At 66.9% G+C, this 23,318-nt stretch carries 17 protein-coding genes; 16 read left to right on the top strand and 1 reads right to left on the bottom strand.

Features of this window, described 5'->3' with window-relative positions:
• The first annotated feature begins 125 nt into the window (after positions 1-125).
• The gene (locus tag ACH5N8_RS05615; protein ID WP_483282825.1) at positions 126-2,336 is read left to right on the top strand and encodes a type IV pilus secretin PilQ; all 2,211 of its coding nucleotides are present in this window, start codon (positions 126-128) and stop codon (positions 2,334-2,336) included.
• 57 nt (positions 2,337-2,393) lie between these two features.
• Here the strand turns inward: ACH5N8_RS05615 and ACH5N8_RS05620 are convergent, their stop codons facing one another.
• Entirely contained in the window at positions 2,394-5,297 is a 2,904-nt protein-coding gene (locus ACH5N8_RS05620; RefSeq protein WP_483282826.1) for an Rne/Rng family ribonuclease, read from the bottom strand.
• Between the two features lie 567 nt (positions 5,298-5,864).
• On the opposite strand from ACH5N8_RS05620, the gene rluC reads away from it, so the two are divergent.
• The 15 genes from rluC to ACH5N8_RS05695 all read left to right on the top strand — a co-directional run bounded on the left by rluC (position 5,865) and on the right by ACH5N8_RS05695 (position 23,316).
• The gene (gene rluC / locus ACH5N8_RS05625; protein WP_483282827.1) at positions 5,865-6,815 is read left to right on the top strand and encodes a 23S rRNA pseudouridine(955/2504/2580) synthase RluC; all 951 of its coding nucleotides are present in this window, start codon (positions 5,865-5,867) and stop codon (positions 6,813-6,815) included.
• Positions 6,812-7,465: an HAD family hydrolase gene (locus tag ACH5N8_RS05630; protein ID WP_460028314.1), complete on the top strand. Its 654-nt coding sequence runs from the start codon at positions 6,812-6,814 to the stop codon at positions 7,463-7,465. Before rluC ends, ACH5N8_RS05630 begins: the two co-directional genes overlap by 4 nt.
• Before the next feature lie 4 nt (positions 7,466-7,469).
• Entirely contained in the window at positions 7,470-8,453 is a 984-nt protein-coding gene (locus ACH5N8_RS05635) for a S49 family peptidase (protein WP_483282828.1), read from the top strand.
• 11 nt (positions 8,454-8,464) lie between these two features.
• Positions 8,465-9,061, top strand: coding sequence for an NUDIX domain-containing protein (locus ACH5N8_RS05640; protein WP_460028316.1), 597 nt, complete (start codon positions 8,465-8,467; stop codon positions 9,059-9,061).
• Between the two features lie 162 nt (positions 9,062-9,223).
• The gene (locus ACH5N8_RS05645) at positions 9,224-10,105 is read left to right on the top strand and encodes a hypothetical protein (RefSeq protein ID WP_483282829.1); all 882 of its coding nucleotides are present in this window, start codon (positions 9,224-9,226) and stop codon (positions 10,103-10,105) included.
• 41 nt (positions 10,106-10,146) lie between these two features.
• Positions 10,147-11,022 carry a hypothetical protein gene (locus ACH5N8_RS05650; RefSeq protein ID WP_483282830.1) on the top strand — a complete coding sequence of 292 codons (876 nt, stop codon included), beginning with the start codon at positions 10,147-10,149 and terminating at the stop codon, positions 11,020-11,022.
• A 75-nt stretch (positions 11,023-11,097) separates the two neighbouring features.
• Entirely contained in the window at positions 11,098-12,021 is a 924-nt protein-coding gene (locus tag ACH5N8_RS05655) for a hypothetical protein (protein ID WP_483282831.1), read from the top strand.
• A gap of 100 nt (positions 12,022-12,121) precedes the next feature.
• Entirely contained in the window at positions 12,122-12,625 is a 504-nt protein-coding gene (locus ACH5N8_RS05660) for a TlpA disulfide reductase family protein (protein ID WP_483282832.1), read from the top strand.
• A gap of 73 nt (positions 12,626-12,698) precedes the next feature.
• The gene (locus ACH5N8_RS05665) at positions 12,699-12,935 is read left to right on the top strand and encodes a DUF4266 domain-containing protein (RefSeq protein ID WP_483282833.1); all 237 of its coding nucleotides are present in this window, start codon (positions 12,699-12,701) and stop codon (positions 12,933-12,935) included.
• Between the two features lie 33 nt (positions 12,936-12,968).
• Positions 12,969-15,626, top strand: coding sequence for a DUF3570 domain-containing protein (locus tag ACH5N8_RS05670; protein WP_483282834.1), 2,658 nt, complete (start codon positions 12,969-12,971; stop codon positions 15,624-15,626).
• 61 nt (positions 15,627-15,687) lie between these two features.
• Entirely contained in the window at positions 15,688-16,608 is a 921-nt protein-coding gene (locus tag ACH5N8_RS05675) for an FAD:protein FMN transferase (protein ID WP_460028323.1), read from the top strand.
• 64 nt (positions 16,609-16,672) lie between these two features.
• Positions 16,673-18,001, top strand: a complete 1,329-nt coding sequence (locus ACH5N8_RS05680; protein ID WP_483282835.1) for a serine hydrolase domain-containing protein — start codon at positions 16,673-16,675, stop codon at positions 17,999-18,001.
• A 16-nt stretch (positions 18,002-18,017) separates the two neighbouring features.
• The gene (locus ACH5N8_RS05685) at positions 18,018-18,602 is read left to right on the top strand and encodes a hypothetical protein (RefSeq protein WP_483282836.1); all 585 of its coding nucleotides are present in this window, start codon (positions 18,018-18,020) and stop codon (positions 18,600-18,602) included.
• A 184-nt stretch (positions 18,603-18,786) separates the two neighbouring features.
• Positions 18,787-19,578: a hypothetical protein gene (locus tag ACH5N8_RS05690; protein ID WP_483282837.1), complete on the top strand. Its 792-nt coding sequence runs from the start codon at positions 18,787-18,789 to the stop codon at positions 19,576-19,578.
• Entirely contained in the window at positions 19,579-23,316 is a 3,738-nt protein-coding gene (locus ACH5N8_RS05695; protein WP_483282838.1) for a PAS domain S-box protein, read from the top strand.
• Positions 23,317-23,318 lie beyond the last annotated feature (2 nt).

Raw genomic sequence — 23,318 nt, forward strand, 5'->3', positions numbered from 1 at the left:
TTCTGCTGGATTCTCCACATTCTCGATAACCAGATCGAACTGGTGGAAATCTACGCGGAAAGCTCGGGCGTCTGGCGCGAGCGCAAGGCCATCATCGCCATGCCCGATCCCCGGGACAAGCGCTCATGAACGGCAACCGTCGTGCCGCTTGTCGGCGCCGGCCCCAGCCACCGCTGCGCTTGCTGGCGGGGCTGGCACTGTGCCTGGTCCCGTTGGCCACGGTGCTTGCCGCGGCCGTGCACCTGCAAAGCCTCGATTTCAACCTGCTGCCGGGTGATCGCCTCGAATTCGTGCTGGGTCTGGATGGGCCGGTGAGCACCCCGCGGGATTTCCAGACCGAGACCCCCAACCGGATCGTGCTCGACCTGCCCGGGGTCGGCAACGGTCTCAAGACGCGCGCGATGAACATCCAGCGCGCCGGTGTCCGCAGTCTCCAGGTGGTCGAGGCAGGCGGGCGCACCCGCCTGGTCTTCAATCTGGATGTCATGCAGCCCTATGCGATCCGCAATGCCGGCAACCGGCTGTATCTGACCCTGCAACCCGAGAGGACGCCCCCCGCGGGGATTGCCCGGCGCCCGTCGTCCGACCCGCTGGCCGGCACCCCGTCCGCCTATGCTGTCACCCGCGAGATCGGCAATGTCGATTTCCGTCGCGGCGAGCGGGGCGAGGGACGGTTGCTGATCACGCTGGGCGACCCCAAGGCCATGGCAGACATCCGCCGCGAAGGCCGCAAGGTGGTGGTGCGCCTGCCCGGCGCGATCCTGCCCGCGCGCCTGGTCCGCCGTCTGGACGTCATCGACTTCGCGACCCCCGTGCACTATATCGAGGCGCTTGCCGAAGGCGGTGGCGCCGGCATCGTCGTCACGCCGGTCAACGACCAGTACGAGTTCTCCTCCTACCAGTCCGGCGGGCTGCTGGCGGTGGAGTTCCGTGCCCTCACCGACAGGGAGCGGGATCAGGCCAGCCGCGGCAAGCCGATCACCTATGCGGGCAACAAGCTGACACTCAACTTCCAGGACATTGCCGTCCGCTCCGTCCTGCAGATCCTGGCCGACTTCACCAATGTCAACATCGTCGCCAGCGATACCGTCGAGGGCAACGTAACCCTGCGGCTGCAGGATGTGCCCTGGGACCAGGCGCTGGATCTGGTGCTGAAGTCCAAGGGGCTCGGCAAGCGCCAGGAGGGCAACATCATCCGCGTGGCGCCGCTGGAGGAGCTCAACAAGCAGGAGCAGGAAGAACTGGAGGCGCGGCAGGTGGTCGAGGAACTGGAGCCGCTGCGCACCGAGATCATCCAGGTCAATTACACCAAGGCGGAAGAGCTGAAGAAGATCATCCTCGGCGCCAGCGAGCGATCCGACAAATCCGTCACCGACATCAACCCGATCACCGGGCAGAAAACCACGGCGCGGACCACGGCCGTCGATGTCGGCCAGACCCTGCTTTCGCCGCGCGGCAATGTCACCACCGATCCGCGCACCAACCAGCTCATCGTCCACGAGACCAGCCGCAACCTGGAACGCATCCGCGACATGGTCGCCAAGCTGGACAAGCCGGTCCGGCAGGTGCTGGTGGAATCGCGGGTGGTGATCGCGACCAACGACTTCACCCGCGAACTGGGCGCGCGGCTGTCGCTGAACAGGGCGGGAGCGGTCAACGAATATTCCAAATATAAGAACGCCTACAACACCGATTACCCGATCACCCCGCCCGCCGACCAGGGCGGCGTCAGCGGCGATGCCCTGGTCGACCTGGCGTCCACCGCCGCCTCGGCCAGCGGGGGTTATTTCGGCGTGACCTTTCTCAAGGTCGGCGAATACCTCCTGGACCTGGAGTTGTCGGCGGCGCAGATCGACGGCAGGACCGAAATCATCTCGACGCCGAAGGTCGTCACCACCGATGGCGCCGAGGCCTACATCCTGCAGGGCCAGCAGATACCGTATTCGCAGAACAACGCCCTGGGCGCGTCCAACACGCAGTTCAAGGACGCGGTGCTGGAACTCAAGGTGACGCCGCACATCACGGCGGACGAGAACATCCTGATGGATCTGTCGGTCAAGAAGGACGCCGTGTCGGAGGCACGCTACGCCAACAACAATCCGGGCATCGACAAGCGCGAAATCGTCACCAGCGCCCAGGTTTCCAACGGCGATACCATGGTGCTGGGTGGCGTTTTCGAGGGAGACAAGGTGGATCGGACCGACAAGGTTCCCTTCCTCGGCGACCTGCCGGGCGTCGGCTTCATGTTCCGCAAGAGCATTACCCGCGACAACAAGCGGGAGCTTCTGATCTTCATCACGCCCAAGATCGTCGGCTCGGAACTGGTCCGCCGCTGACCCCGGGGCCGGGGAGGGAGGGGCGGGAGGCATCCCGGGAGACGCCTCCCGGGCCGGTTACTCGGCTGACTGGCTGTCGCGAGCGGCGGCGGGCTGGTCGGGCGCGGACGCGTCGGCCTCGGCCTCGGCCTCGCGCCGGGCCGGTTCGACGACCATCGGCACCGCCATCGGGGGGGGCTCCGTGGCCTGGATTTCCGCCATCGCCACCGGTGCGGCATCGGCCACCTCCGGGGTGTCCAGGTCAGTCTCGAACGGGGCCGGCGCGGCTTCGGCCGTCGCCGCCGCAGGGTTGGCTGGCGGCCGCAGCGGGATGCGGCGGTCGCGCCGGCTGCGGTTGCGGCGGCGGGGCAGCCGGCGGGGTGATTCCGGCGTCTCCTCGTCGGCGCTCAAGGCCGCCTCCTCCGTGGATTCCGCTTCGGGCAGGGACGTGGCCAGGGTGGCAGCCGCAGTGTCGTCGATTTTGCTGGCGGCTTCCGCTGCCGTTGCCGCTTCCGGCGCATCGTCGTCGTCGAAGCGGACCACGACATCCTCGGTCTCGGGAATTTCCGGCGCCCGGTCCTCGCCCGGCGCCCGCATGCCGCGATGGCGGGGCGAGCGGGAGGTGCGGATGCTCTGCTGCCACTCGGGCGCCGACGGCGTTTCGGGCCGGATTGCCGTCGCTTCGGCGGCCGTTTCGTCCACTGCCGCTGTCTCGCTTGCGATGTCAGGCGTCAGGCTGGCGGTCTCGCCATCCGCCATCGCCTTGCCGGGACCCGCTTCACCAGCACGCCCGGGTTCGCCCTCGCCACGCCGTCCCCGGCGGCGGCGGCCGTTGCGGCGGCTACCCTCGCGCGGCCGGCGCTCGCCTTCCAGGCCGTCATCGAGCTGGCCGCCGGTCCCGGGCGAGACATCCTCAGCGGTGTGATCGACCGGGAGCGTCTCCTCCGTGACGAGCGCCAGCGATGTCTTGGGTTCTTCCCCGCGCCGGCCGCCGCGGGCCTGGCGTTCCTGACGGTCGGAGCGGTCGGAGCGGTCGGAGCGGTCGGAGCGGTCGGAGCGGTCGGAGCGGTCGGAGCGGTCGGAGCGGTCGGAGCGGTCGGAGCGGTCGGAGCGGTCGGAGCGGTCGGAACGGTCGGAACGGTCGGAACGGTCGGGGCGCTGCTCACGGTCCACGCGATCCGCGCGGCGCTGGGCGGGGGCTGGTGCCGGTCGGCGCTGGGTGGATGCTTGTGGTTCGACGGTTTCCAGCGGCATCATGGGCTCGGGGCCTTCTTCCTCCACCCGGGTTCCGGTCAGGAGCGTGATGAAGCGCTTGAACAGGCTGCCACCGCTGCGCCCGGGGGCGGCCGGTGCCAGACCGCGCTGGGGTACCGGCTGGTCGGGGAGGAACTCCTTGACCGCGGGCTCGACCGGGCCACCGCTGGACTGGCGGGTATAGCGGTCGGTTTCCACCGGCACCGGCCGGGCGATCTGGTAGCTGGGTGTCTTTTCGTCCTCGTCCCCCGCATCGGAGCCGCGCACGCGCTGGATGTCGTAGGCCGGTGTCTCCAGATGCCTGCTGGGTATGATCAGCACCGCGACGTTGTGCCGTTTCTCGATGTCGTTGACGCTCTGGCGCTTCTCGTTGAGCAGGTAGGTGGCCGAATCGACCGGCAGGTAGGCGATGACCTTGGCGGTATTCTTCTTGATCGCCTCTTCCTCGATGATGCGCAGCACCGACAGGGCCAGCGATTCCACGCTGCGGATGCTGCCCTGGCCGCTGCAGCGCGGGCAGGTGAGGAGGCTGGATTCGCCCAGCGACGGCCGCAGGCGCTGGCGCGACATTTCCAGCAGCCCGAAGCGCGAGATGCGGCCCAGCTGGATGCGCGCCCGGTCCATCTTCACCGCCTCGCGCAGGCGATTCTCGACGGCCCGTTGATTGCGGGCCGCCATCATGTCGATGAAGTCGATCACGAACAGGCCACCAAGGTCGCGCAGGCGCAGCTGGCGGGCGATTTCGTCGGCGGCTTCAAGGTTGGTGTTGAGCGCGGTTTCCTCGATGTCCCCGCCCTTGGTGGCGCGGGCCGAGTTGATGTCGATCGCGGTCAGGGCCTCCGAGTGATCGATGACGATGGCGCCGCCGGACGGCAGGGGCACCTCGCGGCAGTAGGCCAGCTCGATCTGGCTCTCGATCTGGTAACGGTTGAACAGCGGGACGTTGTCCTGGTAGTGGCGCGCCTTGTTGATGAACTGCGGCATCACCTGCTGCAGGAAACTCCTGACCAGCTTGAAGGTACCGGGGTGGTCGATGAGGATCTCGTCGATGTCGCCGCGCAGGTGATCGCGCAGGGCGCGGATGATGACGTTGCTCTCCTGGAACACCAGCAGCGGCGCCGGCTTTTCCCGTGCCGAGCGCTCGATGGCATCCCACAGTTGCAGCAGGTAGTTGAGATCCCATTGCAGCTCCTCCACCGATTTGCCGCCACCCGCGGTGCGGATGATCAGGCCCATGCCTTCCGGGACCTGCAGCGCGGCCATGACCTCGCGCATGTCGGTGCGGGTATCGCCCTCGATGCGGCGGGAGATGCCGCCGGCGCGCGGGTTGTTGGGCATCAGCACCAGGTAGCTGCCGGCCAGGCTGATATAGGTGGTCAGCGCCGCACCCTTGGTGCCGCGTTCCTCCTTCTCGACCTGGATCAGCAGCTCTTGGCCTTCCTTCAGGTATTCCTTGATGTCGCGGCGGCTGACTTCCTGCTCGGGTGGCAGGCCGAGATAGGCCGGGACGATCTCCTTGAACGGCAGGAAGCCATGGCGTTCCGAGCCGAAATTGACGAAGGCGGCTTCCAGGCTGGGCTCGACCCGGCTGATGACGCCCTTGTAGATGTTGGCCTTTTTCTGCTCCCGGGAAGGAACCTCGATGTCAAAGTCGTAGAGTTTCTGGCCATCCACCAGCGCGACCCGGAGTTCTTCCGGTTGCGTGGCATTGATCAACATTCTTTTCATTCACTAATCCTTTAGCGTCCCGAGGCAACCGATTCCTCCGGTCGCGCACAGCCTGCTGTCGTTCAGACACGGGGGCGGGGGTGATCGTCACCGACGGGGCCCTCTGCTGCGTGCAGCCTCGTAAATCCGGGTAGCTGCACCCACCGACGGGTTCGTCCTGGCGGGTGGATACACGTGTTGCCTCTCGGGTCGCGTGCGGCGCGCTCGTCATGGGTCGAGCGGTAAAACCCTTGTCTGTCGATGATTCGCTTTCCCGCCGCCATGCGCCGCGCCGCATGGCGCGCTCAGGTCGGCGGAAGCACTGCGGGATTCAAACAGGTACAGACCGGGCTGATCCGGTCATGTGCCGGGGCCACAGCGGACTGTACATATCGGAATTCTTGGGGGAGGGTCGTCCTGGTCGGGCAGCATGGCTTCACCCCCGCGAGAGAAGCGGATGCCGTTGTTTTCATGATTTTTCCGACCGGCGTCGCCGATGCCATGCAAACGTCACAACCCACCGCGCGCCACTATAGCAACGGGGAATGGAATCATCAATTTAATCCTTGCAGCTGTTATGATTTCCGGATGACAAACCCTTTGGTCAATGCGGCGGTGCAATGGATCGAGGTCGACGCCGAGCACGCCGGCCAGCGCATCGACAACTACCTGCTGACCCGTCTCAAGGGCGTCCCCAAGAGCCACATCTACCGCATTCTCCGGACCGGCGAGGTGCGCCGCAACGGCGGTCGCGTCAAGGCGCAGGACCGGCTGGATGGCGGCGATGTGCTGCGGGTGCCGCCGATACGCCTGGCCGAGCGCGCCACCGAGACCCTGCCGCTCAACCTGCTCCGCGCCCGGATCGAGCCCCGCATCCTGTTCGAGGACGACGACCTCCTGGTCCTGAACAAGCCTTCCGGCATGGCCGTGCATGGCGGTAGCGGTCTGAGCTATGGCGTCATCGAGGCGCTGCGCGAGCTGCGGCCCGCCGCCCGTTTCCTGGAACTGGTCCACCGGCTCGACCGCGAAACCTCGGGCTGCCTGCTCATTGCCAAGAAGCGCAGCGCGCTCAGGGCCCTGCACGAGCAGTTTCGCGAGGACGACGTCAACAAGGTCTACCTGGCCTTGCTGGTCGGCGTCTGGGCCAGGAATCGCCTCATGGTCGATGCGCCCCTGCGGAAGAATGTCCTGCAGAGCGGCGAGCGCCTGGTGCGGGTCGCGCCCGACGGCAAGTCGGCTATCACCGAGTTCCGCCGGCTGGAGCGCTATGCCCGGGCTACGCTGGTGGAGGCCCGGCCGGTCACCGGCCGCACGCACCAGATCCGCGTGCATGCCCGGCACATCGGGCACCCCCTGGCTGGCGACGCGCGTTACACGCCGGAGGAGGCCAACCGCGAGTTTCGCCGGCATGGCCTCAAGCGCCTGTTCCTGCATGCGTGCCGGACAACCTTCCTGCATCCGCGCCGGCAGCAGCCCCTGAGCGTGGAGGCGCCGCTGGACGATGAGCTGGCGCAGGTGCTGCGGGAGCTGCCCCGGTGAGACCGGCCTACGATCTGATTGTCTTCGACTGGGATGGCACCCTGTTCGATTCGGTCGGCTGGATCGTCGACTGCATCCAGCGGGCGGCGCTGGCCAGCGACAGGGCCGTGCCCAGCGAGCAGGCGGCGCGTTCGGTGATCGGGCTCAGCCTGCAACAGGCGATGGCGGCGCTGTATCCCGGCTCGAACGAGGTCGAGATGCAGCGGTTCGTCGCCCACTACCGCACCCTCTACCACGCGCCCCCGGGCGCTTCCCTGCAGGTCTTCGCGGGCGTGTCGGAGCTGTTGACGGCCCTGCGCGCCCAGGGCTACAAGCTCGGCCTGGCCACCGGCAAGGCCCGTTCGGGCCTGGAGCATGCGCTTCAGGCGACCGGCATGGGCGGCTACTTTGACGCCACCCGCTGCGCCGACGAGACCGCCTCCAAGCCGCACCCGCGCATGCTGCACGAGTTGCTGGAGCAACTGAGCGTCCCGCGCCGGCGCGCGTTGCTGGTAGGGGATTCCCTGCACGATCTGCGCATGGCCCGCAATGCCGGCGTCGATGCCGTCGCGGTGAGCTGTGGCGCCAACACGCCGGAGGAACTGGCGGAACTCGCGCCGCTGGCCTGTCTCGAAGGCCCGAGCGCGCTTTACTCCTTCCTGAATGGATAGACCGATGTCCGACACACCCGCTGAACCCACATCCACCGGCAGCAACCGGCAGCCGGAAAGCCCGCTCTGGGAGCGGCAGACCCTGGAGAAGGTGCTCCTTGCCTCGGTGGAGGAACAGCGCCGGGCGCGGCGCTGGGGCATCTTCTTCAAATCCCTGCTGGCGCTCTACCTGGGCGTCGCCGTCTGGATGACCATGAAGCCGCTGGATGGCCACTCGGAGAGCGGCGGCCACACGGCGGTCATCGACGTCGCCGGCATCATCGCGCCCGGCCAGCTGGCCAGCGCCGACAATATCATCGAGGGCCTGCGCGACGCCGTCGACGACCGCAAGACCCGCGGCATCATCTTGCGCATGAACAGCCCCGGCGGCAGCCCGGTGCAGTCCGCCTATGTCTGGGCGGAAATCCGGCGCATCAAGAAGGAGAAGCCCGAGCTGCCGATCCATGCCGTCGTTGCCGACCTGTGCGCCTCCGGCTGCTACTACATCGCCTCGGCCGCCGACAGGATCTATGTCAGTCCCGCCAGTGTGGTGGGTTCCATCGGCGTCATCATGGGCAGCTTCGGCTTCGTCGACACCATGAAGATGCTGGGGGTCGAGCGCCGCATCATGACCGCCGGCGAGCACAAGGCCCTGCTCGATCCCTTCGCCCCGGTCGACCCGGTGGCCCGGCAGCACATGCAGGGTGTGCTCGGCCAGGTGCACCAGCAGTTCATCGACGCCGTCAGGCAGGGGCGGGGCCAGCGGCTCAAGGAAAATCCGCAGATGTTCTCCGGCCTCATCTGGACCGGCGCCGAGGGCATCACGCTGGGGCTGGCGGACGAACTGGGCGATACCCGCCAGGTGGCCGAGAAGGTCATCGGCGCGGAAAAGCTGATCGACTTCAATCCGGACGAAAACATGCTGGATCGTCTGAGCCGGCGGTTCGGCGCGGCGGTCGGCGGCGTCCTGCTGGAGTCGCTCATGGGTGGCCTCGGCGCGCCCCGCTAGCAGGTGCCGGCATGGCCAAGGCTTTCGACATCCTCGAGAGAAGGCCTGTTTACCGGGGCTTTTTCAAGCTCACGGCCTATCGTCTTCGCCATACCCTGTACGCCGGTGGCTGGAGCCAGCCGATCGAGCGCGAACTGTTCCACCGCGGCCGCTGCGTCGCGGTGCTGCCCTACGATCCTGCCACGGAGACGGTTCTGCTGATCGAGCAGTTCCGCATCGGCGCGGTGGCGGGTGCGGCAACGCCCTGGCTGCTGGAGATCGTCGCCGGCGCGGTCGAGCCGGGCGAAAGTCCCGAGGACGTGGCGCGCCGCGAGGCACTGGAAGAGGCCGGCTGCCGTCTGGACAGCCTGCTGCGCATCGGCGAGTTCTACACCACGCCGGGCGGCTGCTCGGAAAGGGTCACCATCTTCTGCGGGCTGGTGTCGCAGCCCCTGCAGCCCGGCCTCCATGGGCTGGCCGAGGAGGGCGAGGATATCCGCGCCCTGGTCGCCGGCCTGGACGAGGCACTGATGTGGGTGGAAAACGGCCAGATCGATTCCGCGGTGCCGGCGCTGGCGCTGCAATGGCTGGCCCTGAACCGCGCGCGTCTGTCCGCCGTGCGCGCGTGACCCGACATTGGCCCGGGTGCGGGATATGCCGCACCCGGGTGTGGCATATCCCGCAGTTCTGCCGCATGCGGTATGCGGTATCCTTGTAACCCAATGATATTCATGGCGGTTTTTCGGGGCATGAAATGTGCCTGTAGCAGGGCCTTAGTCGCTGCCGGACCGATGATGAGACACAATCTCGATAGCTATCGCGCCCCTGCCCACCGGTTTCCGCGGGCACTTTTGCTGCTGGGGGCCATGCTGGCCACCCGGGCGCAGGCGCTGACCGGCGGGGCATCGGCTGGCCAGCCGGCGACGCCGGCGGTCCTCGTGCAGGTAGGGCCGGATGGCACCATCGACCTGGAAGCCCGCTCCGTGCCCATCGGCCAGGTTCTGGAAGCCTTGGCGCAGCGCTTGTCGGTGCCCATCCATTACCAGGCGGCGCCGCCGCAGCCGGTTGCCATTGCCTGCCATGCGCGGGGGCTGGAGGCGGTGCTGCGCTGCGCGCTGGGGACCGGTGCCGATCTGGCCTTTGCTTATGCGGGCGGGGCAGGGGATGCTGATCGCCGGCCGGCCAGCGTCAAGGTGCTGGCTTCGACCTTCGACGAATTCCCGGCAACGGCCGGGGCGCAGGCCCATCCCGTCCCGGGCGAGGCGCTGCCTGCACGCGAGACGCCACCGCGGCTGGCTGCCGGCGAATCCCTGGATGCGCTGCTCGGCGACACGCACAACGCCGATCCCGAATTGCGGGCGCAGGCGCTCGAAAGGCTGCGCCAGGCGCCGGGCGCCGACGAGGCTACCCTGCGGGCAGCCTACCAGGCCGCGCTGTCGGACCCGAACGGGGATGTGCGGGCGGAAGCCCTGACCGGCATGGCCCTGCTGGACGAGGAGCACAGCTTCGGGCTGCTGAGCTCCGCCATGCTGGATGGCGATGCTTCGGTGCGGCTGGCCGCGCTCGACAACCTGGAGCTGGATCGCCGCAGCCGTGCCATTTACCGGACGGCGCTGGGGGATCCCGATGAATCGGTCCGCCAACTGGCTGCCTTGAGACTGGGGCTGGAGTGACCGCCGCCTTGCCCGCCAACCGATCCGCCGAGGGAACGACCATGAACCGAACCACGGGTTTCCGCCTATCCGGCCTCGTCCGGCGCAGCCTGCTTGCGGCGGGCGCCGGTGCCTTGCTGGCCTCTCCCGCCTGGGCGCACAGCCTGCGCGGCACCCTCGGCACGGCGCCCGATGCGGTGGCCCAGTACACGCTGGACTGCTACCCGGTGGGAGGCTATGCCACCGAGGGTTTTGTTTTCAGCATCAACGCCCGGACTCGCAATCGCCCGTATACCCTCAAGGCCGTCGTCAGCAAGGGCAATGCAACTGTCGAGGCGACCGATCCGGCCAATGGCGATCTCAAGCCGGGTCTCACCCGGATACTCAACGGCAGGGACGGCACCTACCTGGTCAGTGTGGTCAAGGTGCCCAGCGGCGCCAAGCCCGCCAAGGGCAACATGGTGTTCGACTTCGAGCATCATTGCCAGGCCGCCAATGGCTTCCATACCGGCACGACCACGCCGACCAAGGTCCAGATGAAAGCCGCCGGCCTGCATGCGTTTTCCGGCACCATCGGCGCAGGCTCCGCGGCGGTTGCCCGCTACCGGGTCATCTGCGCGCCGGAGGCGGGTCGCGCCACCGCCCGCTACGGTTTCCGCGTGAAGGCGGAAAGCAAGAATCGCAATTTCGGCGTGAAACTGGCGGTGGCCAAGGATGGGCTCACGGCCGAGGCCATCGACTACCTGTCCGGGGACAGCGCCGACAGCGGCGGCTGGACCTATCTCGAGGCGGGCGACGGCAGCTATGACCTGACGCTCGGCAAGATCGCCGAGGCCGGTGGGCCGACCAAAGGCAAGATGGTTTTCAAGGTCGAGAATACCTGCGAGTCCGTGGAGGCAGGTCTGAATTCGGCCATCTCGCTACCCATCAAGCGGTGAAAACCGGGAAACGATTCCTGTCCAAGGCCGGCGTCTTACGGGGCTGGTCTCCATAACGGCAATGAAGGCAAGTTCATGAAGAAAACCGCACTATCGGCAGGCCTGTTGTGCATCGGGCTGATATCGCTTGATGCTGAAGCGCATCAGCTCAACGGGCTCATCGCCAATGGGGCGACCGCCAACGCCCGCTACTCTCTGGTCTGTTATGACGATGGCAATGGCGCACCGGACAGATTGTTTTTCAACATCGAGGGAAAAACCTCTAGCGCGCCCTATACCGTATCCCTGACCGTGCGCAAAACGGTCGATGGCCAGGAGCTGCGGGCGGGACCCTTGGTCGACAAGGAAAACGGGGATGGCAAATCCAGCCCGTCAGGCTGGCTGTCGGGTGGGCCTGGCACCTACTACCTGGATATCGACAAGGTGGGCAGCAAGACCACTGGCGGTATGACGTTCAGCATTAATTATCATTGCGAGACCGCCGGTGGAGTTGATCACACCGGCACGGAAACACCTATTCGTCTCAAGGGCAATGATTCGTCCGGTCCCGGAGACCCCGAAAATCCCGAGAAGCCCGAAAATCCTGAAAATCCCGAGAAACCGGCAACACCCAAGTATTCCAAGCTGACCGGATCACTCGCAAAGCTCGGCATCGAGAAAACCTATGTGGCCAGCTGTGCCGCCAACCAGAAGGGTGCCACGGACCGTCTCTGGTTCCAGGTGCGTGCCGCAACCAAGAACCGGCCTTACAAGCTCCAGCTGGCGGTCAGCAAGGGCGATCAGCTGGTTACCGTTACCGATCCTGTCAATGGCGACAGGGATTTCGGTGCATGGGGTTCGCTCCCGGGTGGCGACGGCGAGTATCAGCTGAAGCTGGTGAAGGTGCCCGACGAGGAGGGCGGCAGCACCCGGGGCAACATGGCCTTCGCGGTGCAGTACAGCTGTGAATCGGCAACCGGCGCCAAGACCAGGACCAGGAACGCCAAGATCAGGAAATGAACCCGCCCGCCAGGCGTCGGGCGGCCCCGGGTCGAGGCCGGCGCCGGGCGGACCGATGTTGTCCATCGCACCCGTCGTCCCATACAGGATCACCATGGCCATGAAATTGAATCCAGGCATCAGTCTGCTCGTCTCCATGCTGTCGCTCCCCATCGCCCAGGCGTCCGAGCTCAAGGCCGGCGATATCGCGCCGCAGTGCGATCTGCACGCCCTGGCCAGTCCGGACCGGAAAGGTTTCGAGCAGTACAAGGGCAAGGTGCTCTACGTGGACTTCTGGGCCTCCTGGTGTGGTCCCTGTGCCCAATCGTTCCCGTTCATGAACAAGCTGCACCAGGAACTCAAGGGCAAGGGCCTCGAGATCATCGGCATCAACCTCGACGAAGAGGCGACGGACGCCGAGGGTTTCCTGAAGAAGACACCGGCGCAGTTCACCATCCTGGCGGACAACAGCGGCGAGTGCCCGCAGAAGTTCGGCGTCAAGGCGATGCCGTCAACCTATCTCATCGACCGCAACGGGGTCGTCCGGGAAGTCCATCTGGGCTTCAAGCCTGGCGAGGCGGAACAGTTCCGCAAGCAGGTGGAAGCCCTGCTGGCTGCGCGTTGACCGACACGCCGCCGCGCGTCTGCCACCGGTCTAGCCGCCGCCAGTCTCCCCGGGTCACGCCAGCCCGCCGATCATGAGCCGACTGCTGCCGCTGGCCATTCGCCGTGCCCTGCCGCTGGTCTGCATGGCCGCGCTACTGTGCGGCTGCAGCCCGGTGCAGCCCTGGGAGCGCGGTACCCTCGCCAAACCGCACATGGCCCTCCAGCCTTTCCCCGTCCAGGCCGCGTTCCGCGAGCATATCTACGGCTCGCGCGAGGCCGCTTCCGGTGGCACGGCCTCCGCGGGCGGCGGCGGCTGCGGCTGTTACTAGCACGACCCCGGCCGCCCGCCTGACGAATCCGCCGTGATCAAGACCCTCGTACGCGCCCTGCGGCAAGCCGGCCTGCGCCCCCGGGTGGCGGAGCCGTGCCTGCGTCTGCGCCGCCTGACGGTTGCCGCCGCGCCGCCGGCCAGCGGTGAGCGCGCGGGACTCAGGGCCCTGACGGCGGCCGCCCTGGCGCTGCCCGGCCTGGCCCAGGCACCCGCCGCCACCGCCGCGCCCGGCGATGCCGCGTCGTTCGAGTACGGCTACTACAAGCAGACGCCCTGGAAGCTGCTGGGCGGACTCAAGAGCCAGTACAGTCCGCTGCAGGTGGACAACATCGAAGCGAACGGCATGATCACGCTGGAGGATCGCTGGAAGTTCGGCTTCAACTACGCCCAGGACACCTGGTCCGGGGCGACGCCGGTGGCCTCGGCGCCCTACGCGCTGGGTGGCAACAACCCCACGCCGGCAGGCGCCTCGCCGCTGATCCGCGGCAATGGCTCCATCCTCTATGACCGCAACCTGTCGCCCTACGCGCTGGACGAGGAAACCGCGACCTATGTGCCGGACAACCGGCTGGTGCAGACGGTGGCCTCGGCTTCGGTGGAAGTCCGCAACCAGGGCGATTTCCGGCTCGGCTACGAATGGGACGAGGCGGCGGTCAACGTGGGCGGCGGCGTTTCCCAGGAGCCGGACTACAACTCCGCCTTCGGCAGCCTCAATGGCCGGATGGACTTCAACCAGAAGCTGACCTCCGCCAACCTGGGGCTCAGCTACACCAACAGCGATATCTACGCCCTGATCAATCCGCTCTATGCGCCCTACGTCAACAAGTCCTACTACGCCAGCCGCGGGCAGATCCAGACCGAGACCGACGCCAACGGCGGGGTGACGCAGCATCTGACCGGCAACCGGCAGGACTGGGCGACCCACCTCAGCGTGGCGCAGGTGATGAACAAGGACCTGCTGCTGGAATCCGGCATCGGCTTCACCCGCAGCACCGGCTTCCTCGCCAATCCCTACAAGGCGGTGGACATGCTGTATGTCGACACCAACAGTGCGCCCTTCATCGGTCCCGACTTCGGCCTGCCGGACCTCTGGGCGCCGGTGGTCGAGGGCGTCATCGAGCGTCGCCCGGAGGAGCGTAATCAGGGCATCTGGGACATCCGCCTGGTGCAGTACGTCGACGCGCTGGATGCCTCGCTGCACGGCGGCTACCGCTTCTTCATCGACAGCTGGGGCATCTCGGCGCATACCTTCGATGTCGACTGGGTGCAGCCGATCGGCGAATGGTCGATCACGCCGCGCTTCCGCTATTACTCGCAGAACGCCGCATCCTTCTACGAGCCCTATTTCCTGTTCTCCGGCGCCGCGCCGACCGCCCCCTCGGGACAGTTCAATCTGGCCGGCGTGCCGCTGGACGCCTATTCCAGCGATTACCGGCTGTCCGCCTACGGCGCCCTCAGTACCGGCGTGACCGTGGCCCGGCCGCTGGGCAAGGCGCTGGCCTTCGAGGCCGGATTCGAGTTCTACACCCACTCGGGTGATCTGCGCCTGGGCGGAGCCGGGCTCGGCAGCTGGTCGAACTTCGACTACTACCAGTTCAACGCGGCCCTCAAGGTCGACCTGTCGGCCGCCAGCACCGCCAGCCTGGATCTGGGCGACGACCCGCACGCGCATCATCACCATCACCACGAGGATCATCGCCAGCAGCACCTTGGCATGGATGCGCCTTCCGGCATCCTCTTCAACCATATGCTGGCCAAGGCCGGCGACACCATGGTCGGCGTGCGCTATTCCTACATGCTGCAGCAGGGCGGCATGTACCAGGGCACCCGCCCCGTCGGCGACCTGGAGATCGTCAACCGGGGCTGCGGTCCCTTCATCAAGTGCACGTACAAGCCCAGGGAAATGGACATGAGCATGGCCATGCTGGACCTCATGTACGCGCCGACCGACTGGCTGACCCTGATGCTGATGCCGCAGTTCATGAGCATGGACATGCACCTGACCCGCCTGGACGGTGCGCCGCCACCCAGTCCGGAGGACATCCATGCCTCCCACGGCGGCAACCCCTTCCATTCCACCGGCGGCGTCGGCGACATCGTCATGGCCGGCATGGTCAAACTCCACGAGGAGCCGGGCCACAAGGTGCATCTGACCCTGGGTTTCACCGCGCCCACCGGCAGCGTCAACGAGCGCGTCAACGGCAACTCCGAGTTCGAGCATTACGGCATGCAGCTCGGCAGCGGTACCTGGAGCATCTGGCCCAGCCTCAGCTACAACGGCTACGAGGGCGACTTCAACTGGGGCGCGCAGCTCAGCACTCTGGCGCCGCTGGAGAGCTACAACGATTCCGGCTTCGCCTTCGGCACCCTGTTCCAGACCACCGCCTGGGGCGGCTACCAGATCAAGGACTGGCTGTCCGGCTCGCTACGGGCGCTGTATACCTTCCAGGACGCCATCGACGGCCAGTACCCCAAGCCCTTCGTGCCCACTGGGCCCATGGACACCCCGCAGAGCTACGGCGGCCAGTATCTCGACATCGGTTTCGGCCTCAATGCCATGGTCATGTCCGGGGACTTCGCGGGCAACCATTTCGGCATCGAATGGCTGCAACCCGCCTACAACGACTACAACGGCTACCAGATGGAGCGCACCGGCACGCTGTGGGCCTCATGGGGTCTGTCCTTCTGATCCAGCGGCCGATCGCGAGCATCTGGCCGGGAGTGACCGTTCCGGCACCTGGGCTGCCGCGATGACCCGCGGCGGGCCGGTCTACGTCGAGCAGGCGTTCAACGCCATGGGCTCGCCCTGTGAGATCAAGCTGTATGCCAAGACCCGGCCACGGGCCATGCACATGGTCCGGCGCGCCATTGCCGAGGTCGAGCGGCTGGAGGCCCGCTATTCCCGCTATCGCCCGGACAGCCTGCTGTCGGCCATCAACCAGATTGCCGCGACCGGCGGCCAGGTGCGCGTCGACGAGGAGACCGCCGGGCTGCTGAACTACGTCGAGACCTGCTACCGGGAGAGCGGCGGCCTTTTCGACGTGACCTCGGGATTGCTGCGCCATGCCTGGCGGTTCCGCGACGGCAGGGTGCCGGAGCCGGCGACCGTCGCGACCTTGCTGGCGCGGATCGGCTGGCACCGGCTGCGCTGGGAGCCGCCGGTCCTGGCTTTTCCCGAGCCCGGCCTGGAGCTGGACTTCGGCGGCGCGGTCAAGGAGTACGCGGTGGACCGGGTCGCCGCCCTGTGCTGGGAGGCCGAGATCCGCCATGGCCTGATCAACCTGGGCGGCGACATCAAGATCATCGGGCCGCACCCCGATGGCAGTCCCTGGGCCATCGGCATCGCCCATCCGCGGCAGCCGGGCAGCTTCATCCGTACCCTGCGGCTGCAGCGGGGCGCCATGGCCAGCAGCGGCGACTACGAGCGCTGCATCGAGGTCGACGGCGTGCGCTACGGGCATGTGCTCAATCCCCGTACCGGCTGGCCGGTCCGTCACCTGGCGGCGGTCAGCGTGGTGGCCGACCTGTGCGTCGTTGCCGGCAGCGCTGCTACCATCGCCATGCTGAAGGAGGCACAGGGGCCAGCTTGGCTGGCGGAACTGGGGCTGGCGCACTTCTGGGTCGACGTCCACGGCCGCTCTGGCGGCAACTGGATGCCCGGCGCGCGCTAGCCGGCCTCCCGCATCAGCCTGCCGTGCGCGTCGCCGGCAGTCATTCCATCGGGGTTGAAAGAACATGACACGCATCCTGTCGTTTGCCCTGGCCGCCGCCCTGTTGTCCCATCCGGCCCTGGCCGACGAGATCAGGCCGGTACGGCCCGAACAGGTCGGCCTGTCCAGCGCCCGGCTGAGCCGGATCGGCGCGCTGGTGCAGCAGCACATCGATCAGCGCAAGATCGCCGGCGCCGTCGTGCTGGTGGCCCGCAAGGGCAAAATCGCCTACTTCGAGCCGCTGGGACTTGCCGATGCCGGCAAGCCCATGCGCCGGGACACCCTGTTTCGCATCGCCTCCATGACCAAGCCGCTGGTCAGCGTTGCCGTGCTGCAACTCTACGAGGAGGGGCGCCTGCTGCTGTCGGACCCGGTGGCCAAGTACATCCCGGAATTCGCCCGGCCCCGGGTGCTGGAAATGCAGCCGCAAGGCTCCGCTCCCGCCTTCCGGCTGGTACCCGCCCGGCGCGAACTGACGGTCAAGGATCTGCTCACCCACACCGCGGGGTTGCCATATCCCTTCGCCTCCGAGTGGTATCCGGGGAATCCCCTGTACCGGCAGATGCATGCCTTCTACGAGGAGGCCGGCATCAGCAGCGGGCTGTACGAGACCCAGGGCACCATCGGCGACATGGTCCGGCGGCTGGCGCGCTTGCCGCTGTCCCGCCAGCCGGGCGAGACCTTTGAATATGGCCTGGCCGCCGATGTGCTGGGCTACCTGGTCGAGGTGGTGTCGGGGATGAGGCTGGACGATTACCTGCGGCAGCGGGTGCTCGAGCCGCTGAAGATGCACGATACCGACTTCTTCATGCCGGACAGCCGGCAGCGGCGCCTGTCGGCACTGTGGAAGACCGACGGAAACGGCCGGTTGGAGAAGGTGCCCGACGGCCCGCAACGGGAGGGTGATTATGTCTACTCCGCCAGCTTCCAGACCCGCGGGCCGAAGACCTTCCTGTCCGGCGGTGTCGGCCTTACCAGCACGGCCTACGACTACTACCGGTTCTGCCAGATGCTGCTGAACCAGGGCGAACTGGACGGCGTGCGCCTGCTCAGCCGCAAGACGGTGGAATTGATGACCGCCACCAACCAGATCGGCGCGCTCAGCGCCACCACGCTGCACGACGAGGGCTGGAAATTCGGCCTGGGCGTGGCGATACAGGCAGACCGCTCGCACAACGTCGACAGCGGCGATATCGGCACATTCGAGTGGGCGGGCATTTTTTCCACACGCTTCAGCGTCGATCCGCAAGAGCAGAAAATCACGATATTCCTGTCACAGACTCACCCGTTCCATTACCATTTTGATATCTGGGACAAGCTGCTGGTCCTCTCCAGCGCCAGCATCGCCGATTGAGGTCATGAGGTCCGACATGAAACCGAGCAAGATTGCCGCTGCTGGCGGGCGCCTGGGCGCCCTGATGCTGGCGTTGCCGCTGCTGTGGCCGGCGCCTGCGCTGGCCACGGCACCGCGCATCGCACCGCAGCTGTTCGGCGAGGAGCGGGTCACCGACATCGTCGCTTACCGGTTGGCGCCGGACAGCGAGGCCGAGAGCGCCGAGAGTGCCCTGGCCGTGGCGCTTGTCGCGGCGGCCTTCGCGGCGGCGGGCCAGACGCCGGTGATCGATGTGCTGCCGTCCCGGCAGCTGGCCCGGTATGTCCTGGACCAGAACGAGGCGGCGGCCCTGATCGGTGGCCCGGGCGATCCCGGCGTCGCCGAAACGGCGGCGGACCGGCGGGTGGTGTTCTATCTGCGGGAGACCGGCGAGCCGCTCTCGCTGATCTTCAGCAAAACCCATCCACGTGCCGGTAAGCTGTTCGATGCCTTCCGCGATGGCCTGCGCCGGATTGTCGCCAGCGGCCGCTATCGGGAGCTGCTGGAGCAGCACGGCCGCGCACCCGGGGCCGCCGCGGATGCCGTGGTCCGCCTGCAGCGGCTCGATCCCGGTTGGCCGTGAACGTCCTCCGGCGATGCCGGGTAGCGCGGGCCGTTCCCGTTTCCCGCGCCAGCAGGGATGAGCCGGGATGCGCGTCCTGCTGATCGTACCCATGCCGCTAGGTTGTCCACCGCTTGCCCGTCCCCTGCCTTCGCGGGTTGCCGCGGCAACCGCCAGGGGCAGGCGCGCGGGATGGCGGCGGGTCATGGCCTTGCTGGCCTGCTGCCTGGCGGTCAGCGGTCGGGCGGCGGAGGCGCCGGCGACCATCGTGGTTCAGTCGACCGACACGCCCCCCCTCTGGTCTCCCTCCCTGCCTGACGATGGCGTCGGCGGCGCGATCCTGCGGTTGCTGTCGGCCAACGCCGGGGTTGCCTACGCGCTCGAATACCTGCCGGTCAAGCGCTTCCGCCAGAGCCGGGCGCCCTATATCGTCGGCGACCCCGACATCCTCGTGCACAAGAGGCCGCGCGCCGTCTTTCCCATCGGCATTTTCCGCTCGGCATTCTTCTTTTACCGGCCGCATCACGATATCCACGCGCTTCCCGGCATCCGGGCGCTGCGCGGATGGACGCTGGGCGTCCTGCGCGGCACCCTGGAGAATCCGGCATACTTTCTCGGCAACGGCCTTCAGGTCGAGGAAAGCGATTCGATCGAGTCGCTGTTGCGCATGTTGAAACGGGGGCGCATCGATGTCTGCATCCTGGTTGACGCGGCCGGCCAGTACATGATCAAGCGGCTGTTTCCCGACGAACAGGACCGGTTTGCCGCGATCCCCATACCGGGATCGGAACGGCCCCTGGCGCTGATGATCGATGTCAGCCAGCCGGGAGCTCGGGCCGTGGCCGAGCGCTACCGTGGTGCACTGCGCCGGACGCTCGAGAGCCGGCAATATGCCCGCATCCTCGAGGGCCTGTATGGCAAGGGCCGGATGCCACCGGATCTGCCCCGGCTGCTGCAGCGGTTCGGGCGGGCATACGCCACCGAGCAGGAGCGCTGAGTGGCATCGCGGGAGCAGGGCACCGCGCAACGGGCGCCGCGCAAGCCGCGATCGCTGTTCGGCGACCTCACCCTGGCCCTGGTGCTGCTGGTCACCGTGGTATCGGGCCTGGGCAGCCTGCTCAACTATGTCTATTTCACCCGGCAGACGCAGGCGGCCCAGGAGGCCCGTGCGGGCGAATATGCCGAATACCTGCGCGACTCGCTGGAGTGGCCGCTGTGGAACATCGACGATGAGTTGATCAGGAAAATCGGCGACGCCTTCGCCTCCAACGCCGACATGGCGACGCTGACCATCCGCGACGATCAGGATCGGGTCGTCTACCGCCACGAAAATCCCGAGCTCCAGCAGCGCCGGCAGCGGATCGCCATCCGCCACCGGGGGCAGGCGATCGGCAGTGTCGAGTTCGGCATCTCGCCCGGTCTGTACCAGGCGCGCGACCGGCAGCTGCTGACGGCCAGCCTGGCCACCATGGCCTTGCTGGTGGCGGTGCTGTTGCTGGCGACGCGCTGGATCCTGGCGCGCCTTTTGCGGCAGCCGGTTGCGGCCCTCGTGACGGCAACCAGTCACATGGTCGAGGGCAAGTACCAGAAGATCAGTCTGCCCGAGTCCTACCGGGAGTTCGCCACCATCCTGGACGGCTTCCAGGCCATGTCGGATGCGGTGGCCAACCGGGAGGACAGCCTGCGGCGGAGCAACCGGCTGCTGGCCAGCGAGATGGCCGAGCGGAACCGTGCCCAGGAGGCCCTGCGCAGCAGCGAGCAGCGTTTTGCCAAGCTGATGAAGAAGGTTTCGATTCCGCTCTGCTATGTCAGCGAAGGCGGTGTGATCGAAGGCTTCAACGATCGTTTTGACCAGGTGTTCGGCTACACCCGCGCGGAAATCCCCACCATGGAGGCCTGGTGGCGGCTTGCCTATCCCGATCCGGACTATCGCCAGGGGGCCATGACGACCTGGCGCGACGCGGTGCGCCGCGCCGCTGCGACCGGCGAGGACATCCCGCCGAACGAGTACCGGGTGACCTGCAGGAACGGCGAGGTCCGCATCATGGAGATCTCGGGCGTTGTCCTGGAGGACGACTTCCTGGCGACCTTCGTCGACATCACCGCCCGCAAGCAGGCCGAGGACGCCCTGAAACTGGCGTCGCACTATTCCAGGAGCCTGATCGAAGCCAGCATGGATCCCTTGGTGACGATCAGCGCCGAGGGCAAGATCACCGATGTCAACCGGGCCACAGAGAAGGCCACCGGCCTGGCTCGTGAGCAGCTGATCGGCAGCGATTTCGCGGACTACTTCACCGAGCCGGAGAAGGCTCGCGAGGGCTATCAGCTGGCCTTCTCGCAGGGATTCGTGACGGATTACCCGCTGGCCATCCGTCATGTCTCCGGGCATGTCACCGCGGTGCTCTACAACGCCAGCGTGTTCAACGACGAGGCCGGCAACGTGCTGGGCGTGTTTGCCGCCGCCCGCGACATCACCGAACGCCTGAAGGCCGAGACGGCGGTGCTCCAGCTCAGCCTGCGCAACCGGCTGATCCTGGACTCGGCGGGGGAGGGCATCTACGGGCTGGATAACGATGGCCGCTGCACCTTTGCCAATCCGGCCGCCTCGCAGGCACTCGGGTTCGGCGTCGAGGAACTGATCGGGCAATGCAGCCACGCCCTGTTTCACCACAGCCGGCCGGACGGCCAGCTCTATCCGCTGGAGGATTGCCCGGTGCACGGGGTCTACCGCAGCGTGGCGCCGCATCGCGGGGTCGATCTCTTCTGGCGCAAGGACGGCAGCAGTTTTCCGGTCGAGTATGTCAGTTCGCCGATCATGGAGCGCGGGAAGATCACCGGCGCGGTGGTGATCTTCAGCAATATCACCGAGCGCCGGCTGGCCGAGGAGAAGCTGCAGCAGAGCGAAAACTCCCTGGCCGAGGCGCAGCGTATTGCCCACCTGGGCAACTGGGAGCTGGATCTGGTCCGGGATCGCCTGGTCTGGTCGGCGGAAATGCTGCGGATTTTCGGCATGTCGCTGGACGAATTCGGTGCAACCTACCAGGCGTTCCTCGACCGGCTGCACCCCGAGGATCGCGAGCGGGTCAACCAGGCCTACCTGGCCTCCCTGGCCCCGGATGGCCATTTCGACATCGAGTACCGCATCCTGCGCCAATCGGATGGCCAGGAACGCTGGATCTACGCCTGCTGCGAGCATGCCCGGGATGGCGAGGGGAAGGTGGTGCGCTCCATCGGCACGGCGCTGGACATCACCGAGCGCAAGCAGGCGGAGCAGGAGCTGTGCCGCTACAAGGACCATCTGGAGGAGGAGGTACAGCAGCGTACCGCCGAGCTGGTGCTGGCGCGCAACGCGGCAGAGGGGGCCAACCGGGCCAAGAGCGTGTTCCTGGCCAACATGAATCACGAACTGCGTACGCCGCTCAACGCCATCCTCGGCTTCTCCAACCTGCTGCGCAAACAGTCCGGCCTCTCGTCCGTGCAGTGCGATTATCTCGACATCATCCACCGCAGTGGCGAGCACCTGCTGACACTGATCAACGATGTGCTGGAAATGTCCAAGATCGAGGCCGGCCGGGTGCAGATCGACAGCGCGCCGTTCGACCTCGGCGGCCTGGTCCGCGATGTGGCCGACATGATGCAGGTGCGTGCCCAGGAGAAAGGTCTGCAACTGCGGGTCGAGCAGACCTCCCGGGTACCGCGCTACATCCGCAGCGACGAGGCCAGGCTGCGCCAGGTCCTGATCAACCTGGTCGGCAATGCGATCAAGTTCACCCGCGAAGGTTCGGTTGTCGTCCACCTGGGCGTCCGGCCGGAGACCGGGGCGGAACGCCTGCTGATCGAGGTCGAGGACAGCGGCGTCGGCATCCGCCCCGAAGACCAGCCCAGAATCTTCGAGGCCTTCGTGCAGCTGGGCGAGGATGCCTCGCAGAAGGGCACCGGGCTGGGGCTGGCGCTGACGCGTCAATATGTGGAGCTGATGGGGGGACATGTTCGGGTCGATAGCATCCCTGGCCGGGGCTCGCGGTTCGCGGTCGACTTGCCGCTGGAGCGGGCCGATGTCCCCGCCGGCGACGCGCCTGCGGCGCAGACGGCGCGCGAGGTGGTGGGACTCGCGCCGGGCCAGCCGGTTCGGCGCATCCTGATCGTGGAGGATCAGCGGGAAAACCAGCTGCTGCTGGCCCGGCTGATGCGGGATCTCGGCCTCGAGGTCAAAATCGTCGAGAATGGCGCGCTGGCGGTGGCCCTGTTCCAGCGCTGGCGCCCGCATCTGGTCTGGATGGACCGGCGCATGCCGGTGATGGACGGTATCGAGGCCACCCGGCGCATCCGTCAGCTGCCCGGCGGGAAGGATGTGAAAATCGTTGCCGTCACCGCCTCGGCCATGGCCGAACAGCGCGCCGAGATGCTGGCGGCCGGCATGGACGATGCCATCAACAAGCCCTATCGCTTCCACGAGATTTACGAATGCCTCGCCCGGCAGCTGGGCGTGGCCTATGTCTATGCCGATCCCGCCCCCGCCGCGTCTGCCGCGCCCACGCCGGCGCTGACGGCCGATCGCCTGGCCCGGCTGCCTGAACCCTTGCGGCATGCGTTGCGCGAGGCCCTGGAAAGCCTTGAAAGCGAGCGCATCGATGCGGCCATCGCCCAGGTCGGCGAACATGATGCCGAGCTGCGCGACCAGCTGGCGCAACGGGTGGAGAACTTCGATTACCCGGCCATTCTCAACGTTTTGTGACC

It is taken from the genome of Methyloparacoccus sp. NF-16 (assembly GCF_056880625.1).